Here is a 16,316-nt window from a genome sequence, read left to right as displayed (position 1 = left end):
GGGTCAGACACCGGCCGGATCAGTTGAGGGTGTCGGGGTCCGGGCCGGTGCGCAGACCCCGGTCGAGGCCCGTGAGGGCGGCCATGTCGGCGTCGGTGAGCGCGAAGCCGAAGACATCGAGGTTCTGCCGGATGCGGTCGGGGGTGACGGATTTGGGGATCACGATGTTGCCCGTCTGCAGGTGCCAGCGCAGCACGACCTGCGCCGGGGTGACGCCATACGCCTCGGCCACTCTCACGATCGCCTCGTCCCCGAGGACCGCGCCCTGAGCCAGGGGGCTCCAGGCCTCGGTGGCGATACCGTGCCCGGCGTGGAAGGCGCGCAGCGCGGTCTGCTGAAGGCCGGGGTGCAGCTCCACCTGGTTGACCGCCGGGGTGATGCCGGTGCGCTCCAGGAGCCGCCGCAGGTGGGGGATCTGGAAGTTCGAGACGCCGATGGCGCGGGCACGACCGTCGGCGAGGATCTTCTCCAGCGCCTTGTAGGTCTCCACGTACAGGTCGCGGGCCGGGGTGGGCCAGTGGATGAGGTAGAGGTCGACGTGGTCGAGGCCGAGCCTGTCCAGGGAGGTGTCGAACGCGGCCAGGGTCTGGTCGTGGCCCTGGTCCTCGTTCCACAGCTTGGTCGTGACGAACAGCTCCTCGCGGTGGAGGCCGGAGGCGGCGATGGCCTTGCCGACACCGCGCTCGTTGCCGTAGATCGCGGCGGTGTCGATGCTGCGGTAGCCGGCCTCCAAAGCGCTGGTGACCGCGGCGGTGGTCTCCTCGTCGGGAACCTGGAAGACGCCGAAGCCCAACTGGGGCATGGTCACACCGTTGTTGAGCGTCACGTTCGGCACGGAAGTCATCAGGGATCCTTTCTTTGGTGCTGCCTTGACAGGGCGGGTACGGGGATCAGGAGCGGACGGCTCCCGCCGTGGCGGGATCGAGGTTCGCCGGGGCGGACGCCGCAGTGGTGCGGATGGGCCGCAGCTCGAGCCGGCGTGAGATGACGGCCAGCACCAGGGCGGCGGCGGCCAGGATGGCCCCGACGGCGTTGGGCGCGCTGTAGCCGAGGCCGGCGGAGATCACCAGGCCGCCGAGCCAGGCGGACAGGGCGTTGCCCAGGTTGAAGGCGCCGATGTTGGCCGCCGAGGCCAGCGTCGGCGCGCCGTGGGCGTGGTCCAGGACGCGCTTCTGCAGGGGCGGGACGGTGGCGAAACCGAGAGCGCCGATGAGGAAGACGGCCACGACGGACGCGGCCTTGCCGGAGGCCAGGAAGGTGAACAGCAGCAGGACCAGCGCCAGGCCGCCCAGGGCGGTGTAGAGCATCGGCATGAGCTTGCGGTCCGCGAAACGGCCGCCGATGAGGTTGCCGGCCACCATGCCCAGCCCGAAAACCACCATCAGCCAGGTGACGGAGGATTCCGCGAAGCCACTGACCTCGGTCATCATCGGCGCGATGTAGGTGATCGCGGCGAACACGCCTCCGAAGCCGAGGACCGTCATGGCCATCGCCAAAATGACCTGGGTGTTCTTGAAGGCGGCGACCTCGTGCCGCAGCCGTACTCCATCCGGCTTGGGTACGTCGGGTACGAGCTTGGCGACGCCGGCCAGGCCGAGTACGCCGAGGGCGGCGACGATCAGGAAGGTCACGCGCCAGCCGGCGTTCTGGCCCACGAACGTACCCAGGGGCACGCCGACGACGTTGGCCACGGTCAGGCCGGTGAACATCATCGAGATGGCGCCGGCCTTCTTCTCCGGCGCCACCAGTTCGGCGGCGACGACGGAGCCGATGCCGAAGAAGGCGCCGTGGGCCAGTGAGGCCACCACTCGGCCGATCAGCATGACGGCGAAGACCGGGGCGACGGCAGAGATGAGGTTGCCGAGGATGAACAGGCCCATGAGCAGCATGAGCATGTTCTTGCGAGAAATCCTGGTGCCGAGGACGGTCATGATCGGTGCGCCGATCATGACGCCGAGGGCGTAGCCGGTGACCAGGAAGCCGGCCGTCGGCACGGACACGCCGAGGTCCGCGCCGACCTGGGGCAGCAGCCCCATGATCACGAATTCCGTGGTGCCGATTCCGAAGGCCCCTATGGCCAGGGCCAGCAGTGCGAGCGGCATGACGAGGGTCCTTTGACATGCAAGGTGAAGTTGCGCGAGCTCTTTACAAGCGTCGACAATAATTGCACACGCCGACTAATGGCAAACGCGGGTATAGTGAAGTCCGTGATGCGGCGGCAGGTCTCGCGGCAGGTCGCCGCCTACGCCTCCGCTCGCACGACCCGACCGAGGGAGCCGCTCATGACCGCCACCGACCCGGCGATGACCGCACTGGCGCACGGTTGGTCGGCGCTCTCGCTGCTGCACGGACGCATCGAGAGCAGGGTCGAACGCGCGCTCCAGGCCGAACACCGGCTGAGCGCACGCGAGTACTCGCTGCTGGACGTGCTGAGCCGCCAGCACGACGGCGAGGGCGGACACCTGCAGATGCGGCAGGTCGCCGACTCCGTCGTCCTCAGCCAGAGCGCCACCACGCGGCTGGTGACCCGGCTGGAGGACCGCGGGCTGCTCTCGCGCTACCTGTGCCCCACCGACCGCCGCGGCATCTACACCGACGTCTCCGGCGACGGCCTGCGCCTGCTGGAGGAGGCACGTCCCACCCACAACGCCGCCCTGCGCGAGGCCCTCGACCAGGCAGCCACCGATCCCGTGCTCGCGCCCCTGGTCGATGCCGTCCGGCAATTGCAAGGCGGCGCCCAGCCGGCATGACCCGCCGCCGCGCTCGGCCTGCGCCCGCCGGCCCGGCTGCACAGCTTCGCGGTCACCGGCTCCGACCCGCTGCCGATACTGACCGGGTCATCCCCGCCACCGAGAGTGCTGCGCCGGGCCGGCCCGCGGCTCGACGACATCGACCTGTTCGAGGTCAACGAGGCCTTCGCGTCCGTCGTCCTCGCCTGGCTGCGTGACACCGGCGCGGACCCGGCCAAGGTCGACGTCAACGGCGGCGCCATCGCCCTGGGTCACCCGCTCGGCGCCAGCGGCGCCCGCATCATGACCACGCTCGTCAACGCGATGCGACAGCGCGGCGCGCGGTACGCCCTGCAGACCATGTGCGAAGCGGGCGGCCTCGCCAACGCCACCGTCCTGGAGAGCTGCCGGTAGAACCGGCGGCTCAGGCGGCGCGGTCCTGGGCGCAGACCTCGGCGAGCACGTCCAGGGAGACGTTCAGGACGGCGGCGAGCGCCGCGATGGTGAAGAAGGCCGGCGTCGGCACCCGACCGGTCTCGATCTTGCGCAGTGTCTCCGGAGACAGGCCGGCGGCGGCGGCCACCTCCACCATGCTCCGCTCGCCCCGCGCCTGCCGCAGCAGGACGCCCAGGCGGTTGCCTCGTTCGTGATCAAGCTCGGTCAGCGGCGGTCGCACCATGTCGCAGATCCTAGCAAGCGTGATAACAATACCGGTATTGTTATTCGAAAACCGGGAGGGTCGCATGGTCGAGATCAAGACCGAGGGAGAACTGACCGTGATGCGCGAGGCGGGCAGGGTGGTCGCCCGCGCGCTGGCCGCGGCACGGGAGCTGGCGGTGCCCGGAGCGGCGCTGAAGGATCTGGACGAGGCCGCCACCACGGTCATCCACGAGTCGGGCGCCACATCCGCCTTCCTCAACTACAAGCCGCACTTCGCGCCGACCCCGTTCCCGGCGATGATCTGCACGTCGGTGAACGACAGCGTCGTGCACGGCATCCCGGACGGCTACCGCCTGCGCGAGGGCGACCTGCTGAGCGTGGACTGCGGCGCCTACCTGGACGGCTGGGCCGGGGACGCGGCCGTCAGCATCGTCGTCGGACGGTCCGATCCCACCGCCTCCGCCGCCGATCTGGCTCTCATCCGGACGACCCAGGCCGCGCTGGACGCGGCGATCGCGGCCGCCGTGCCGGGCGCGCGGCTGGGCGACATCGGCCACGCCGTCGCCACCGTGGGACGGGCCGCCGGATACGGCATCCTCTCCGACTTCGGCGGCCACGGCGTCGGCCGGCACATGCACGAGGACCCGCATGTCCCCAACGAGGCCCGGCCGGGACGCGGCATGGTGCTGCGGCCGGGCATGGTGCTGGCCATCGAGCCGATGTTCATCTCCGGCGGCCGGGACCAGTACCGCACCGCCCCGGACGGGTGGACGCTGCAGAGCGTGGACCGCAGCCGGGCCGCCCATGTGGAACACACCGTGGCCGTCACCGAGGACGGCCCCAGGGTGCTCACCCTGCTGTGACGGCCGCCGCCGACCCCCGGGCGGGTACGGACGGGTCAGCCGACCGCCTGCCACCAGGCGTCGACCGCGGGCGGGCGGTCCGCGCTGATCCGCTCCCCCGGCCGGGGGACGGCGATCCGCAGGCCGCGGTCCTTCGCCTCACGCCACAGCCGGTCGACCGGCTCCGCCCAGCCGTGGAAGGCGAGGACGAAGGTGGCCCAGTGGACCGGCACGAGCAGGTCCCCGCCGAGGGCGAGGTGGGCCTCGACCGCCTCCTCCGGCGTCATGTGGATGTCGGGCCAGCTCGGGCTGTACGCGCCGATCTGCATGAGCGTCACGTCGAACGGCCCGTACTGCGCGCCGAGCCGGGCGTAGCCGTCGAAGTAGCCGCTGTCGCCGGTGTAGAAGACCTTGCGGCGCTCCCCGGCCAGCACCCACGAGCCCCAGAGGGTCGGGTTGCGGGAGAAGGCGCGGCCGGAGAAGTGGCGGGCCTCGGTGAGGGTGACGCCCAGCCCGGCGATCGTGAAGGTCTCGTCCCAGTCGAGCTCGACGATCCGGTTCGCGGGCACGCCCCACCGGTCGAGGTGCGCGCCCACTCCGAGCGGCACGAGGAAGGGCGCCACCTGGGTCCTGGTCAGCGTACGGACCGTTGCCATGTCGAGGTGGTCGTAGTGGTCATGCGAGATCACGATGGCGTCCAGCGGCGGGAGCTCCTCGGCCGGCACGGGCGGCTGGTGCAACCGCTTCGGGCCGGCCAGGGGCGCCGGCGAGCACCGGTCGCTCCACACGGGGTCGAACAGCACGCGACGCCCCTCGATCTCGACGAGGGTCGTGGCGTGGCCGTACCAGACGATGTCCAGATCGGACTCGGCGGCGGCGGACGGGACGAGCACCGGCACCGGCCCGGCCGGTTTGCGCCGCGGCCCGCTCGCCATCATGTCGCGCAGCAGCCGGCCGCCCTGCCCCGGCGTGGCGACCACGACGGGCGAGGAGTTGGCGAAGGCGGCGCCGGTGAAGTGCGGCGAGCGGCGCATCCGCGCGGCCCGCTGGCCCGAGGGTCTGCCGCCGAGCGCCGCCGGGACCTCTCTCAGCGCCCATCCGGCCGCGGCGACGGCCGCCGCCCCGGCCAGGATCGCCCCCATACGCAACGCTCGATTGCCCGCCATCTACGCCCCTCCCGTCGCCCTGCGCCGGGACCGCCCGGCCCCTTGATCAGAGTAGCCAAGCCGTTCCACCGGTGATGAGCGTGGCGTTTCTGACCGAGTCCTACTCGATCGGGTGATGTGACGGCCCCGAGGCGGTGATCAGCATGAAGTGAGGCGAGCCGAAGGAGCCAGGACATGACCCAGCAGCAGGCCGAGCTCCCCCGCGCGGAGTGGCACAACTTCTTCGAGAAGCTGACCAAGGACTACGAGGGCGCCTCGGTCACCGTCGAGGTGCTGGACCGCACCTTCGGCGACCAGACGGAGGCGGCGAAACTCCCACTCGCCTACCTGGAGTACGACGAGAAGGACGACTGCTTCTCCGTCGGGCTCGGCGGGCGTGACGGCAAGTACCCGGTGGTGTTGCGGCACGCGATCAACCACCCCCGGAGGATCCAGACGACCTCGTCGATCCCGGGGACGCCGTGGGCGCTGGACATCGAGGACGGGGAGGGGAACCAGACACTGGTGACCCTGCACAACCGCCCCTCCATCAGCGGATGACCGCGCCGACGGGGCCGCGCGCCCCGTGATCGCGCGAAGCGATCAGTCGCCGCATCGGTCGCCGCATCAGTCGCGGCCGCTCGTCGCGAGGGAGAAGTACGCCTCCTCCTCCTGCGCGAAGTGCAGGGTCAGCACGGCGTACAGCCCGTACAGGCAGGCCCGCAGGTCGTCGAGCTGCTCCGGGTGCGGGCCGCCGGGCTCGGCGAGCTCGATGTGCCGGCCGAGCCGCGTGACCAGCCGGTCGATCTCGGCGTGCGCCCTGCTCATCGTCACCGTCGCCTCCGAATCGCCGAGCAGCTCGCCCATCGCCGGGTAGAGCCGCTCCTCCTCGTCGTGCTCGTGCGGAAGCAGGTCCTCGGTGAGGAAGTCGTGGACCCTGCGGAGCTCGGCGAGGGTGCCCGGAGCGGGCGGCGAGGCGAGCGCGTCGGCGACGTCCCTGATGCTCTCCAGCGGCGGGCGCAGCTCGGCATGCTCGCTCTCGAACCGCCGCAGCAGGGCGTCCGTCCGGCCGCTCACCCGCTGCCGCGCCCCCAGGCCGGGCGCGAGCGCCCGCAGCGCGTTCAGGATGACCGCGACGTCGATGCCCTCCTGCAGCAGGGCACCGCCCGCCGGAGGCAGGAAGCCGAACGCCGCCACGATCATGGCCACCAGCGAGAGCCCGATGCCCACGCCCGCGCTCTGCACGGCGATCCGCCGCGAGCGCCGGGCGACCTCCATCGCGTCGGCCAGCCGGTCGATCCGGTCGGTGGTGAGCACCACGTCGGCGGCCTGGGCCGAGGCGCCGGAGCCGCGGGCGCCCATCGCCACGCCCACGTCGGCGGCGGCGAGCGCCGGCGCGTCGTTGACGCCGTCGCCGACCATCGCGGTCGTGGCCCGCCGCACCTCCTCCCGGACCCCCTCCACCTTGTCCGCCGGGGAGCGCTCGGCGAACACCTGGTCGATGCCGAGCACGGTCGCGACGCTCTCCGCGACCTCGGCCCGGTCGCCGGTGAGCATCACCACCCGGTCGATCCCGGCCGAGCGCAGCCGCCGCAACGTGCGTCCGGCGTCCCCGCGCACCTCGTCCCGCAGCAGGATCACGCCGGCGACCGCGTCGTCCACGCTCACCCACACCGTCATCGCACCGTCGAGCGCCGCCCTGGCCCGCTGCGTCTCCTCCCACTCCGACCGCGACGCCGTACGGGCCTTGCCGACCCGGACCTTGGCGCCCTCGACCAGCGCGCTGGTCCCGCTGCCCGGCTCCTCCCGCACGTCGCCGGGCACGGGGAGCTCCAGCCCCCGCTCGCGGGCGGTGCGGACGATCGCCGAGGCCAGCACGTGCGACGACATCTGGTCCACCGCCGCCGCCAGCCGCAGGACCTCGTCGCGGGTCCGGCCGGGCGCGGGCACGACGTCCACCACCTGCGGCCGGCCGACGGTGAGCGTCCCGGTCTTGTCCAGCACCAGCGTCCGTGCCCTCCCGAGGGTCTCCAGCGCCCCGCCGCCCTTCACCACCACGCCGTGCCGTGCCGTACGGGACAGGCCGGACGCGATGGCGGCGGGCGCGGCGAGCAGCAGCGGGCAGGGGGTGGCCACGACGAGCACCGCGACCGCGCGGACCGGGTCGCGGGAGACCAGCCAGGCCAGCCCGGCGACCAGGAGGGTCGCGGGCACGAACCAGGCCGCGAACCGGTCGGCGAGGCGCACGATCGGGGCGCTGTCCGCCTCGGTCTCGCGGGCCAGCCGGACGACGCCGGTGTACGTGCTCTCGGCCGCGGTCACGGTCGCGCGCATCTCGAACGCCCCGCCCGCGTTGACCACGCCGCTGGGCACGCTCTCCCCCTCGGGGTGCTCCACCGGCAGGGACTCGCCCGTCAGCGCCGACTCGTCGAGCAGCGCCACCCCGCGCCGCACGACGCCGTCCACCGGGACCGTCTCGCCGGTCGGGACGAGCAGCAGGTCGCCGAGCCGCACCTCGTCCACGGGGATGACGTGCGGTGTGCCGTCCTCGTAGCGGCGGGCGGTGCGCGGCGCGCGCTCGTACAGGGCCGTCAGGTCCCGGCGGGCCCGGCGCAGCGCGTAGTCGTCCAGGATCTGGCCGGTCGAGAGCATCACGCCGATCAGCGCGCCGGCCAGGTACTCCTGTACGGCGAGCGCCCCACCGAGGGCGAGCACGGCGATGGCGTCGACGCCCAGCCTGCCCCGCCACAGCGCCGAGACCAGCCACCAGGCGGCGGGGAGCAGCGCGGCGAGCGTCCCCACGGCCCACGCGATGTCCGCCGCGGCGACGGCGCCGAGCAGCCACAGGGCGCCGCCCCCGAGCAGCGCGCCGATCGTGACGACGAGCAGTGCGACGAGACCGTACCGTCTCACGTCCGTTCCCCTCCCCGCGAAAAGACCGCTTCCTCCCACTCTGACCCTTCGCGTTCGGACGCACCACGGCGACCCGGCCCATGGATGGCGGGACATTCGGTCCGACGATCACGGACTTTCGGCCTTTCCGGGGCGAGGGCAGGAGATGGTGGGGTGGGTCATGGCCGCCATGGAGCCGTCCCCCATGATGGAACGGTCCGGTGGGTGCCCATCCGATCCGGACGGGAGAGGTCCGTGTTCACTCCACGATCCAGCACGGAAGGGACGACGTCATGGCGGCCATCGACCTGACCTCGATCAGCGCGGCGATCTTCGACACCGACGGCGTCGTCACCGACACCGCCCGTGCGCACGCGGCGGCCTGGAAGCACGTGTTCGACCGGTTCCTGCACGGCCGCTCCGAGCCGTTCGACATCCGCGACGACTACTTCCGCCATGTGGACGGACGGCCCCGGTTCGACGGCATCCGCACGTTCCTGGCCTCCCGCGGCCTGAGCCTGCCCGAGGAGGGCCCGCCCGGCATGCCGAGCGTTCGCTCCCTCGCCGCCGAGAAGGACGACCTGTTCCTCGCGCATCTGCGGCGGCACGGGGTGGCGGCCCATCCGGGCGGCGTGGCGCTGCTGCTCGAACTGCGGCGGCGCGGCGCGCGGATCGCCGCCGTCTCCGCGAGCCGGCACTGCCGCGGCGTCCTCACCGCCGCCGCGATCCGTCACCTGTTCGACGAGGTGGTGGACGGCGAGGACGCCGCCCGGATCGGCCTCCCCGGACGCCCCGACCCGGCGCTGTTCGTCGAGGCCGCCCGCCGCCTCGGCGTCCCCCTGGAGCGGACCGCCGTGCTGGAGAGCACGCTGCCCGGCCTGGAAGCGGCCCGGCGGGGCGGTTTCGGCCTGGTGATCGACGTGGACCGGGACGGGAGGCGGGTGGACCTCCCGGAGGGCCCCTCGGCGGACATCGTCGTCTCCGGCCTCGACGAGTTGTCGGTGACCGGCCGGGTCCCCGTGACCGCCCGCTGACCGGCCCTATCTGCTCAGCTGATTGCCCGGCGGGGGGTTCTCTCGACGGTCGTCGCCGCAATAGTCTTCGCACGGACAAGCGAAGGCAAAGGAATCTCCCGCATGGCAGATGCAGAGTCGTTCGTCGTCGGCCTCGACAACGGCGGCACCAGCAACAACGCGACCGTGCTCGACGCGTCGGGTCGTTTCCTGGTGGACCAGCTGGTGGAGACCCCGAGCATGGTGCGCGAGGGGCCCGAGGTGGCAGTGGAGCGCCTCGCCGACGCGATGGAGAACGTGCTCCGGCTGGCCGGAGTCGCCCGCTCCCGCGTCCGCGCCGTCGGGCTGGACACCCCGGGCCCGGCCAGCGCGGACGGCGTCATCTCGTCCAAGGGGGCGACGAACTTCTCCGAGCCCCCCTGGCACGGCTTCGACTTCCGCGGAGCGCTGGAGGCGCGGCTGGAGCTCCCGGTCGTCTACAACAACGACGGGAACGCCGCCGCCCTGTACGCGCATCACATGCGCTTCGGGGCCGCGGCGCACAAGCACTCGTCGATCTCGGCGATCGTCGGCACCGGCCTCGGCGGCGGCGTCATCGAGAACGGCCGCGTGGTCAAGGGAGCCGCCGGGATGGCGGGCGAGCTGGGGCACGTCCACATCCCGCTGCACGGCCTCCTGGAGGACGGTCAACCGTTCCCGGAGTGCAACTGCGGCTTCACCGGCGACGCGGAGAGTGTGGCGTCCCTGACCGGCATCGAGAAGAACCTGCTGCCCTTCTGGCTGACCCGGTTCCCGGACCACGAACTGGCCTCCGTCGATCCGCCCGGGAAGGCCGCCAAGCTGCTGCGCGGCTACGGCGAGAACGGCGACCCGCTGGCACTGAAGGTCTTCGAGCAGCAGGCGAAGGCGATCGGCCGGCTCTTCACGATCGCCGCCAACTTCACCGACCCCAGCGCGTACTTCCTGGGCGGCGGGGTCGTGGAGGCGGCGCCGCACTTCCGGGAGTGGTTCCTGGAGAAGGTGCGCGAGAACACCCTGCTGCGCGAGGAGCAGCGGCGGGTGGCCGTCGTGTCGCTGGTGGACGACCTCGACATGGCGGGCGCCCGGGGCGCCGCCCTCGCCGCGCTGGACGCCGTCGCCCGCGACTGACCGCCCCGGGGCTCAGGCGCGGAGCAGTTCCGTCGTGGTGACCGCCCGCAGGCCCCGGGCCCGCAGCCCGTCCAGGACGCGGGGCAACGCCGCGACCGTCCCCTGATGCCCGAGGTGCATGCTCACCACCGAGCCGGGCCGTACGGCGCGCAGCACGTTGTCCACGACGGCGCGCGGGCCCGGATCGGTGTGGTCGAGCGAGTCGACGTCGTAGGACAGGCAGGTGGGATAGCCCGCGCGAGCGCTGAGCCGGCGCACCAGCGGCGTGGCGGTGCGGGACGCGGAGGGCCGGAACCAGGAGCCGATCGAGCCGGTCAGGGCGCGCAGGCGGGCCGCGCACTCCTCGATCTCCCGGCGTGCGGACGCCGCGTCGAGCGAGGAGATGTCGAGGTGGTTCTGGGTGTGGTTGCCGAGGTCGTGGCCGCCGTCGAGCACCCGCCGGGCCATCGCCGGGTACTGGTCGAGCCAGGTGCCGACGGCGAGCACGGTGGCGTGCCCTCCCGCCTTCTCGATCGCCCGGAGCGCCGCCTCGGCCAGCTCGGGCGGACCCGAGCCGTGGAAGGTCAGCGCGACCATCCTGCGCTGGCGCGGCCCGTGCGCCACCTCGGCGGGCAGCCGGGACAGGGTGGGCGCCGCGGACGGGCTGGGCGCCACGGGGCTCTTCCCCACGGGCGGCCTCGACCGCGTCCTGGCCGCCGGGGAGCCGGCGGCGGGTTCCACGGCGCTCCCGGCCCCGCTCGCACCCTCGCCGCCGCGGGAACAGGCGGAGGCGAGGGCCATCGTCGCGGCCAGGAGGAGCAGCCGGCGATCCGGCCGCCCGAGAGGAGAAGGCGGGGTCCCGCCGGACGTCATCGGAAGATCCCGGTGTGGCCGAGCGAGTAACGGCCCGGCTGGGGGTAGACGCACAGCCCGTGCGGCCCCGCGCCAACTTTGATCGTGTGCGTGAGCTTCCCGGCCACCGTGTCGAAGACGTAGACGACGCCGTGGTAGCGGCCGGCCAGCCACAGCTCGCGGCCGTCGGCGGACAGCCCGCCCATGTCGGGTGAGCCGCCGCCCGGGATGGGCCAGGTGGCGATCGGCTTCTGCTCCTTGAAGGACACGACCGACACCGATCCCGCGCCCCTGTTGGACACGTAGAGGACGCGTGAGTCCCGGCTGACGTACAGGCCGTGCGCCCCGGCGCCGGTCGGCATGAACCTGATGACCTTGAAGGTGGCCGCGTCGACCAGCCAGACGCCGCCCCTGTCCATGTCGGCCACGTAGAAGGTCGTGCCGTCAGGGGAGAGCTTGACGTCCTGCGGCATGCTCGCCGGGCCGAGGGCGATGGTCTTGGTCACCTTGCGCCGCCGCCAGTCGATGACCACCAGGTCGCCGGAGAACTCGCAGCTCGCGAGGAAGAGCGACCCGTCGGCGGTGAAGTCGGCGTGGTTGATCCCCCGGCAGGGCACCGGCATCGAGTGCAGGAGCCGCATCGAACGCGGATCACGGAAGTCGAGCTCGTTGTTCCGTTCGGCCATCACCAGCGCCTCCCGGCCGTCCGGGGAGAAGTACAGGTTGTACGGGTCCTCCACCGGTACCGGACGGCCGGGCTTGCCGGTCTTCGGGTCGATCGGGGTGAGCGTGTTCCCCCGGTTGTTGTTGACCCACAGCCGCTTCATGTCCCACGACGGCACGACGTGCTGTGGCAGCCGGCCGGTCCGGAAGTGTTCGATGACCTTGTACGTCTTGGGATCGATGACGTCGACGCTGTCGCTCTCGCTGTTGGGCACGTACACGCGGGACGGGAACCCGGCCACGACGGGGCTGAGCATCCCCGGCCGGTCGGCCGCGTAGATGTCGCGCTTGGAGGCGGCCCGTTTGGAGTCTCTCGGCCCGGAGGCGGCGTCGGCCGCCGAACCGGACGGTGACGCGGGTGCGGGCGACGGGGAGACGACGCCGCGTCCCGCCGCCGGGCTGGTCGTGACATCCGTGGGGGCCGTGCCGCACCCGCTCAGGGTGGTGCCGGTCAGTGTCGCTCCGGTCAGAGCCAGGGCGACCGTACGGATGGTGCGGGCCGTTCGGGCCCGTCGGGAACCGGGGAGGGTGTCGGGCCCGGTTCGCTCGCCTGCTCGCCACAAGGGGCCGGCCGCCGTCATAGCGGCCTGGGGAGTCGCTGCGCCATTCGGCCAGGCTAGGGAGGCGTTTCCCATCCGACGGTCAACTCCGGTTCGGGGAGTGTCCATCCGCTACGGGACATCGTTCGCATACGACCCGAGGTGCGGACCCCGTGGGGTCGGTCCTACCGCTCGGTCCTACCGCTCGGTCCTACTGGGGGTCGCGCCGCCGTACGACGACCCGGCCCTCGACGACCTCCTGCTCGTCGTCGTGGATCACCTCGCCGTGGACGACCCGGCCCTGCTGCCCGGGACCGCCCGGCGCCCCGGGACCGCCCATGCGGTCGAACAACGGGCCGTACGGCGAGCGGGCGGCGATGTCGCCCACCCTGCGGGCGAAGAACCAGGCCAGGCCGCGGCGGGCGATCGGCCGGGTGACCGGCAGGATGAGGAAGATGCCGACGAGGTCGCTGAGGAAGCCGGGGATCGCCAGCAGCGCGCCCCCGGCCATCACGATGGCCGAGTCCCCCAGCTCGCGGTCGGGCATGCGGCCCGACTGCGCGGCCTCCTGAAGGGCGGACCAGGCCCGTCGCCCTTCCTTGCGCATCAGCCACATCCCGGCCACGGCGCCGACCAGCAGCACCATGAGCGTCAGCCCACCGCCGATCGCCCGACCGGCCAGGATGAGCAGCACGATCTCCACGACCGGGAAGAGCAACAGGCCGGGGAGCAGCCACCTACGTGTCATCAGGACCTCCGCTAGGAGGAACGCCCCCGTCGGCCCATGCGGTTCCGATATCGCTCAGAGCGAAAGGCGGAGCGGGGAGCACCTCCTCGGGCCCGTCCCCGGACAGGCGGCCGGGCGCGCGCTCCCGGGCTCAGCTCTTCCGGCGGAGCCGGCCGGGCAGGCCGTTGACGCCCCAGACGGCGATCCGCCAGAACGCCTCGGTCATGATGCCCCGGTTCATCTTGCTGGCGCCGGCCGTGCGCTCGACGAACGTGATCGGCACCTCGGCCACGCGCAGCCCCCGGCGCACGGTGCGGAGGGTGAGATCCACCTGGAAGCAGTACCCCTGGGACTCGACGTCCTCCAGGCCCACCTTCTCCAGTGTGGCGGCCCGGTAGGCGCGGAAGCCGGCGGTGGCGTCCCGTACCGGCATGCCGAGCATGAGACGGCTGTAGGTGTTGGCGCCCCGGGACAGGAACTCGCGGGAGGCGGGCCAGTTGACCACCTTGCCGCCCGGCACCCAGCGGGAGCCGATCGCCAGGTCGGCGCCCTCGGCGACCGCGTCGAGCAGCTTGTGCAGTTCCTCGGGCTGGTGGGAGCCGTCGGCGTCCATCTCGACCAGGATGTCGTAGCCCTCGGCCAGGCCCCACTGGAAGCCCGCGACGTAGGCCGCGCCCAGCCCCTGCTTGCCCGGGCGGTGCATCACGTGGATGTGGTCGTCCTTCTCGGCGAGCTCGTCGGCGATCTTCCCGGTGCCGTCGGGGCTGTTGTCGTCGGCGATGAGCAGATGCACGTCGGGCAGCGCCGCGCGCAGACGCCCGACGATCATCGGGAGATTCTCGCACTCGTTGTATGTGGGGATGATGACGAGCACCCGCCCGGAAGTCCGCTCCACCAGCTCTTCCTCCATGCCCAAGGGGTCGCTCACCGCTCCTCGCTCGCGTAACCGTGATCTTCCGGCCGTGCCGGGGCCGCCGGCGGGACGTCCGTGTCGATCGCGTTTGAGGTTCGCTTTCGTGAGACGAGCGCCACCGCCGTCGCGCCGGCTCCCATCAGTATCAGGATCCACTCAGGAACGGCGCCCACTTCGGTGGCAATCGTGCCGCGTGTTCTTACGGGGACGGTCACGACGTTCATCGCGGGTTCGAGCTCGCGCGTGCGCCACTCGACCGTACCGTCCGGGTCCACATATGCGGATATACCCGTTGTAGCGGTAGTGATCACACTTCTGTTGTGTTCGACCGCGCGCAGTTTGGACATGGCGAGCTGCTGCGGCGGCAGGTTGGTCAGCGCGTAGCTGGCGTTGTTGGTCTGGACGATCAGCGGGCTGCCTCCGGCGGCCACCGTGTCGCGTACCGTGCCGTCGAAGGCGACCTCATAGCAGCTCACCGCGCCGACCGTGACGGGGCCCATCCGCAGCGCGCCGGGGCGGTCGCCCGGGATCGACTGGCGGCCGACGAGGTTGGCCCGGTCCGACAGCGCCAGGATGAGGTCCTTGAACGGCGTGAACTCGCCGAAGGGCACCAGGTTCCGCTTGTCGTAGTAGGCGCCGGGGCCCGTCACCGGGTCCCAGATCAGGCTCCGGGTCGCGCGGTGCTCGTCGCCGATCAGGGCGATGATCCCGGTCAGGATCGGCACGCCGACGTCCTTGGCCGCGGAGTCGATCACGTCGCGCGCGAACGCGGTGCGGTTGGGATCGATGTCGCTGGAGTTCTCCGGCCAGACGACGATGTCGGGCTTGGGCAGCTTTCCGGCGCGTACGGCCTCGGCCAGCCGGTGGGTCTCGTCGGCGTGGTTGCGCAGCACGACGGCCGGCTCGCCACCCAGGAAATCCATCCCGCGGCCGGGGACGTTGCCCTGGATGACGCCGATCTTCACTGTCCCGCCCTCGTCGCCCGGCCGGGGCACCGCGAGCCCCAGCAGGGGTAGGGCTATCGCGGCGAGCAGCGTCCCCGCAACGACGCGGGGGCGGCGCAGCGCACCGGGAAGCCCGGCGAGCAGCAGGGACAGCAGGGCGCCGGTCAGGGCGACCGTGAAAGTTACAAGCGGCGCGCCCCCCAGGGCCGCGAGCCCCGTGTACGGCGACTCGCCCTGGCTGAACGCGAGCCTGGCCCACGGGAAGCCGCCGAAGGGCACCAGGCCCCTGGCCCACTCCTGGGCGACCCACAGGCAGGCCACCCAGAGCGGCCACAGGCGCACGCGCATCACGAGGGAGGCCAACACCCCCAGGGCGGCCCAGAAGAGGCTCTCGATGGCGACCAGCGCCAGCCAGGTGTCGTCACCGATCGGCCGCACCCACGCAAGCGTCGGCAGCAGGAACGCGAACGCGCCGACGTAGGCCAGCCAGGCCGCGCGGCGGGGGCGGGCGCCGTACAGGGCGAGGGTGAGCAGGGCGACGCCGAGGGGGGCGCAGAACCACCAGTCGAGGGGCGGGAAGGCGAGGAAGAGGAGCAGCGCGCCCGCGACGGAGCACCCCACCCGCGCCGCGAGGCGGGTGCGCGCCGGGCGCCGATCGCCGGGGGCGGCCCCCGGGGTCGCCTGAGGTTTCACTTCGGTTGCCACGGGGGCGGTGTTCTCCTCGCCTTCGACGTCCTGCCGCGGCCTGACCGCCAGGAGTTTCCAGCGCCCGGTTTCCCGCTTTCGCCGGCCGACCGGGCACGGCACGCCGCGCCGGATGTGGAGCGGAGAGCGGACCTTGCGCGTCCCACGTGGCCGTCGCGGAACACCCCGACTTTATCTGGTCGCGGCGGCGGGGCGGGAAAGGCGTGCTTTCGCCCGGCAGGGACGGGGCGCACGGGGGACGGGGGCTTCCGTGGGAACGTTCCCGGGGGGGTGTTCGCTGACGGAAGGGGGCCCGGACAGACCCTTCGGACCGGATCCGTCCCGTCGGCGGCGGGCGCGGAGCTCCGTTGTCTACTGGGTATCCGGACCCCTCCCGGGTCCAACCCCCCGGCCGGCTGAGGTGCCCCGACTCGACGGAACGCCAGCGCTGCGCCTGGCTTGCAGACGGAGTATGCCTCCGTCACGGACGCAGAATCGGGCGATGTCAGAAGACGGTCAACCGGT

General features: G+C 72.3%; 15 protein-coding genes and 1 pseudogene. 6 read left to right on the top strand and 10 right to left on the bottom strand.

Annotated features, from left to right (window positions below; translation table 11 throughout):
• Window positions 1–19: 19 nt before the first annotated feature.
• A complete protein-coding gene (locus AWQ71_RS12850; RefSeq protein ID WP_067131954.1) occupies window positions 20–844 on the bottom strand; it encodes an aldo/keto reductase in 825 nt (274 codons plus the stop codon).
• 46 nt (window positions 845–890) lie between these two features.
• A complete protein-coding gene (locus AWQ71_RS12845) occupies window positions 891–2,102 on the bottom strand; it encodes an MFS transporter (RefSeq protein ID WP_067131951.1) in 1,212 nt (403 codons plus the stop codon).
• Window positions 2,103–2,282: 180 nt separating this feature from the next.
• Between AWQ71_RS12845 and AWQ71_RS12840 the strand changes: the two genes are divergently transcribed.
• Together AWQ71_RS12840 and AWQ71_RS12835 are read left to right on the top strand one after the other, a co-directional pair.
• Window positions 2,283–2,750, top strand: a complete 468-nt coding sequence (locus AWQ71_RS12840; RefSeq protein ID WP_067132347.1) for a MarR family winged helix-turn-helix transcriptional regulator — start codon at window positions 2,283–2,285, stop codon at window positions 2,748–2,750.
• Window positions 2,751–2,753: 3 nt separating this feature from the next.
• Window positions 2,754–3,143, top strand: a pseudogene (locus AWQ71_RS12835) (steroid 3-ketoacyl-CoA thiolase); the annotation flags it as partial.
• A gap of 10 nt (window positions 3,144–3,153) precedes the next feature.
• On the opposite strand, the gene AWQ71_RS12830 reads toward AWQ71_RS12835, so the two are convergent.
• On the bottom strand, window positions 3,154–3,408 hold the full coding sequence (locus AWQ71_RS12830) for a helix-turn-helix domain-containing protein (RefSeq protein ID WP_067131948.1): 255 nt from the start codon (window positions 3,406–3,408) through the stop codon (window positions 3,154–3,156).
• 64 nt (window positions 3,409–3,472) lie between these two features.
• On the opposite strand from AWQ71_RS12830, the gene map reads away from it, so the two are divergent.
• Window positions 3,473–4,252, top strand: coding sequence for a type I methionyl aminopeptidase (gene map / locus AWQ71_RS12825; protein ID WP_067131945.1), 780 nt, complete (start codon window positions 3,473–3,475; stop codon window positions 4,250–4,252).
• A 35-nt stretch (window positions 4,253–4,287) separates the two neighbouring features.
• Here map and AWQ71_RS12820 read toward each other — a convergent pair whose 3' ends face one another.
• Entirely contained in the window at window positions 4,288–5,397 is a 1,110-nt protein-coding gene (locus AWQ71_RS12820; RefSeq protein ID WP_067131942.1) for an MBL fold metallo-hydrolase, read from the bottom strand.
• A 174-nt stretch (window positions 5,398–5,571) separates the two neighbouring features.
• On the opposite strand from AWQ71_RS12820, the gene AWQ71_RS12815 reads away from it, so the two are divergent.
• Window positions 5,572–5,937, top strand: a complete 366-nt coding sequence (locus AWQ71_RS12815; RefSeq protein WP_067131939.1) for a DUF5335 family protein — start codon at window positions 5,572–5,574, stop codon at window positions 5,935–5,937.
• A 66-nt stretch (window positions 5,938–6,003) separates the two neighbouring features.
• Here AWQ71_RS12815 and AWQ71_RS12810 read toward each other — a convergent pair whose 3' ends face one another.
• Window positions 6,004–8,289, bottom strand: a complete 2,286-nt coding sequence (locus AWQ71_RS12810; RefSeq protein WP_067131936.1) for a heavy metal translocating P-type ATPase — start codon at window positions 8,287–8,289, stop codon at window positions 6,004–6,006.
• Between the two features lie 272 nt (window positions 8,290–8,561).
• On the opposite strand from AWQ71_RS12810, the gene AWQ71_RS12805 reads away from it, so the two are divergent.
• Both AWQ71_RS12805 and AWQ71_RS12800 read left to right on the top strand, forming a co-directional pair.
• Window positions 8,562–9,302 (top strand): HAD family hydrolase, encoded by a 741-nt coding sequence (locus tag AWQ71_RS12805; protein ID WP_067132345.1) that lies wholly within the window; start codon window positions 8,562–8,564, stop codon window positions 9,300–9,302.
• A gap of 102 nt (window positions 9,303–9,404) precedes the next feature.
• Window positions 9,405–10,430: an ROK family protein gene (locus AWQ71_RS12800; protein ID WP_067131933.1), complete on the top strand. Its 1,026-nt coding sequence runs from the start codon at window positions 9,405–9,407 to the stop codon at window positions 10,428–10,430.
• 12 nt (window positions 10,431–10,442) lie between these two features.
• On the opposite strand, the gene AWQ71_RS12795 is transcribed toward AWQ71_RS12800, so the two are convergent.
• The 5 genes from AWQ71_RS12795 to lnt all read right to left on the bottom strand — a co-directional run bounded on the left by AWQ71_RS12795 (window position 10,443) and on the right by lnt (window position 15,812).
• Window positions 10,443–11,282 carry a polysaccharide deacetylase family protein gene (locus AWQ71_RS12795; RefSeq protein ID WP_084258822.1) on the bottom strand — a complete coding sequence of 280 codons (840 nt, stop codon included), beginning with the start codon at window positions 11,280–11,282 and terminating at the stop codon, window positions 10,443–10,445.
• Window positions 11,279–12,565: a YncE family protein gene (locus tag AWQ71_RS12790; protein WP_067131929.1), complete on the bottom strand. Its 1,287-nt coding sequence runs from the start codon at window positions 12,563–12,565 to the stop codon at window positions 11,279–11,281. Before AWQ71_RS12790 ends, AWQ71_RS12795 begins: the two co-directional genes overlap by 4 nt.
• A gap of 169 nt (window positions 12,566–12,734) precedes the next feature.
• Window positions 12,735–13,271 carry an FxsA family protein gene (locus AWQ71_RS12785; protein WP_067131926.1) on the bottom strand — a complete coding sequence of 179 codons (537 nt, stop codon included), beginning with the start codon at window positions 13,269–13,271 and terminating at the stop codon, window positions 12,735–12,737.
• Window positions 13,272–13,401: 130 nt separating this feature from the next.
• Window positions 13,402–14,178, bottom strand: a complete 777-nt coding sequence (locus AWQ71_RS12780) for a polyprenol monophosphomannose synthase (RefSeq protein ID WP_439650368.1) — start codon at window positions 14,176–14,178, stop codon at window positions 13,402–13,404.
• Window positions 14,175–15,812 (bottom strand): apolipoprotein N-acyltransferase, encoded by a 1,638-nt coding sequence (gene lnt, locus AWQ71_RS12775; RefSeq protein WP_245658249.1) that lies wholly within the window; start codon window positions 15,810–15,812, stop codon window positions 14,175–14,177. Before lnt ends, AWQ71_RS12780 begins: the two co-directional genes overlap by 4 nt.
• Window positions 15,813–16,316 lie beyond the last annotated feature (504 nt).

The organism is Microtetraspora malaysiensis (assembly GCF_001528665.1).
GTDB classification, from domain to species: Bacteria; Actinomycetota; Actinomycetes; order Streptosporangiales; family Streptosporangiaceae; genus Microtetraspora_A; species Microtetraspora_A malaysiensis.
Note: the sequence above shows the minus strand (reverse complement) of the source record. Positions and strands in the feature narration are given on the sequence as shown.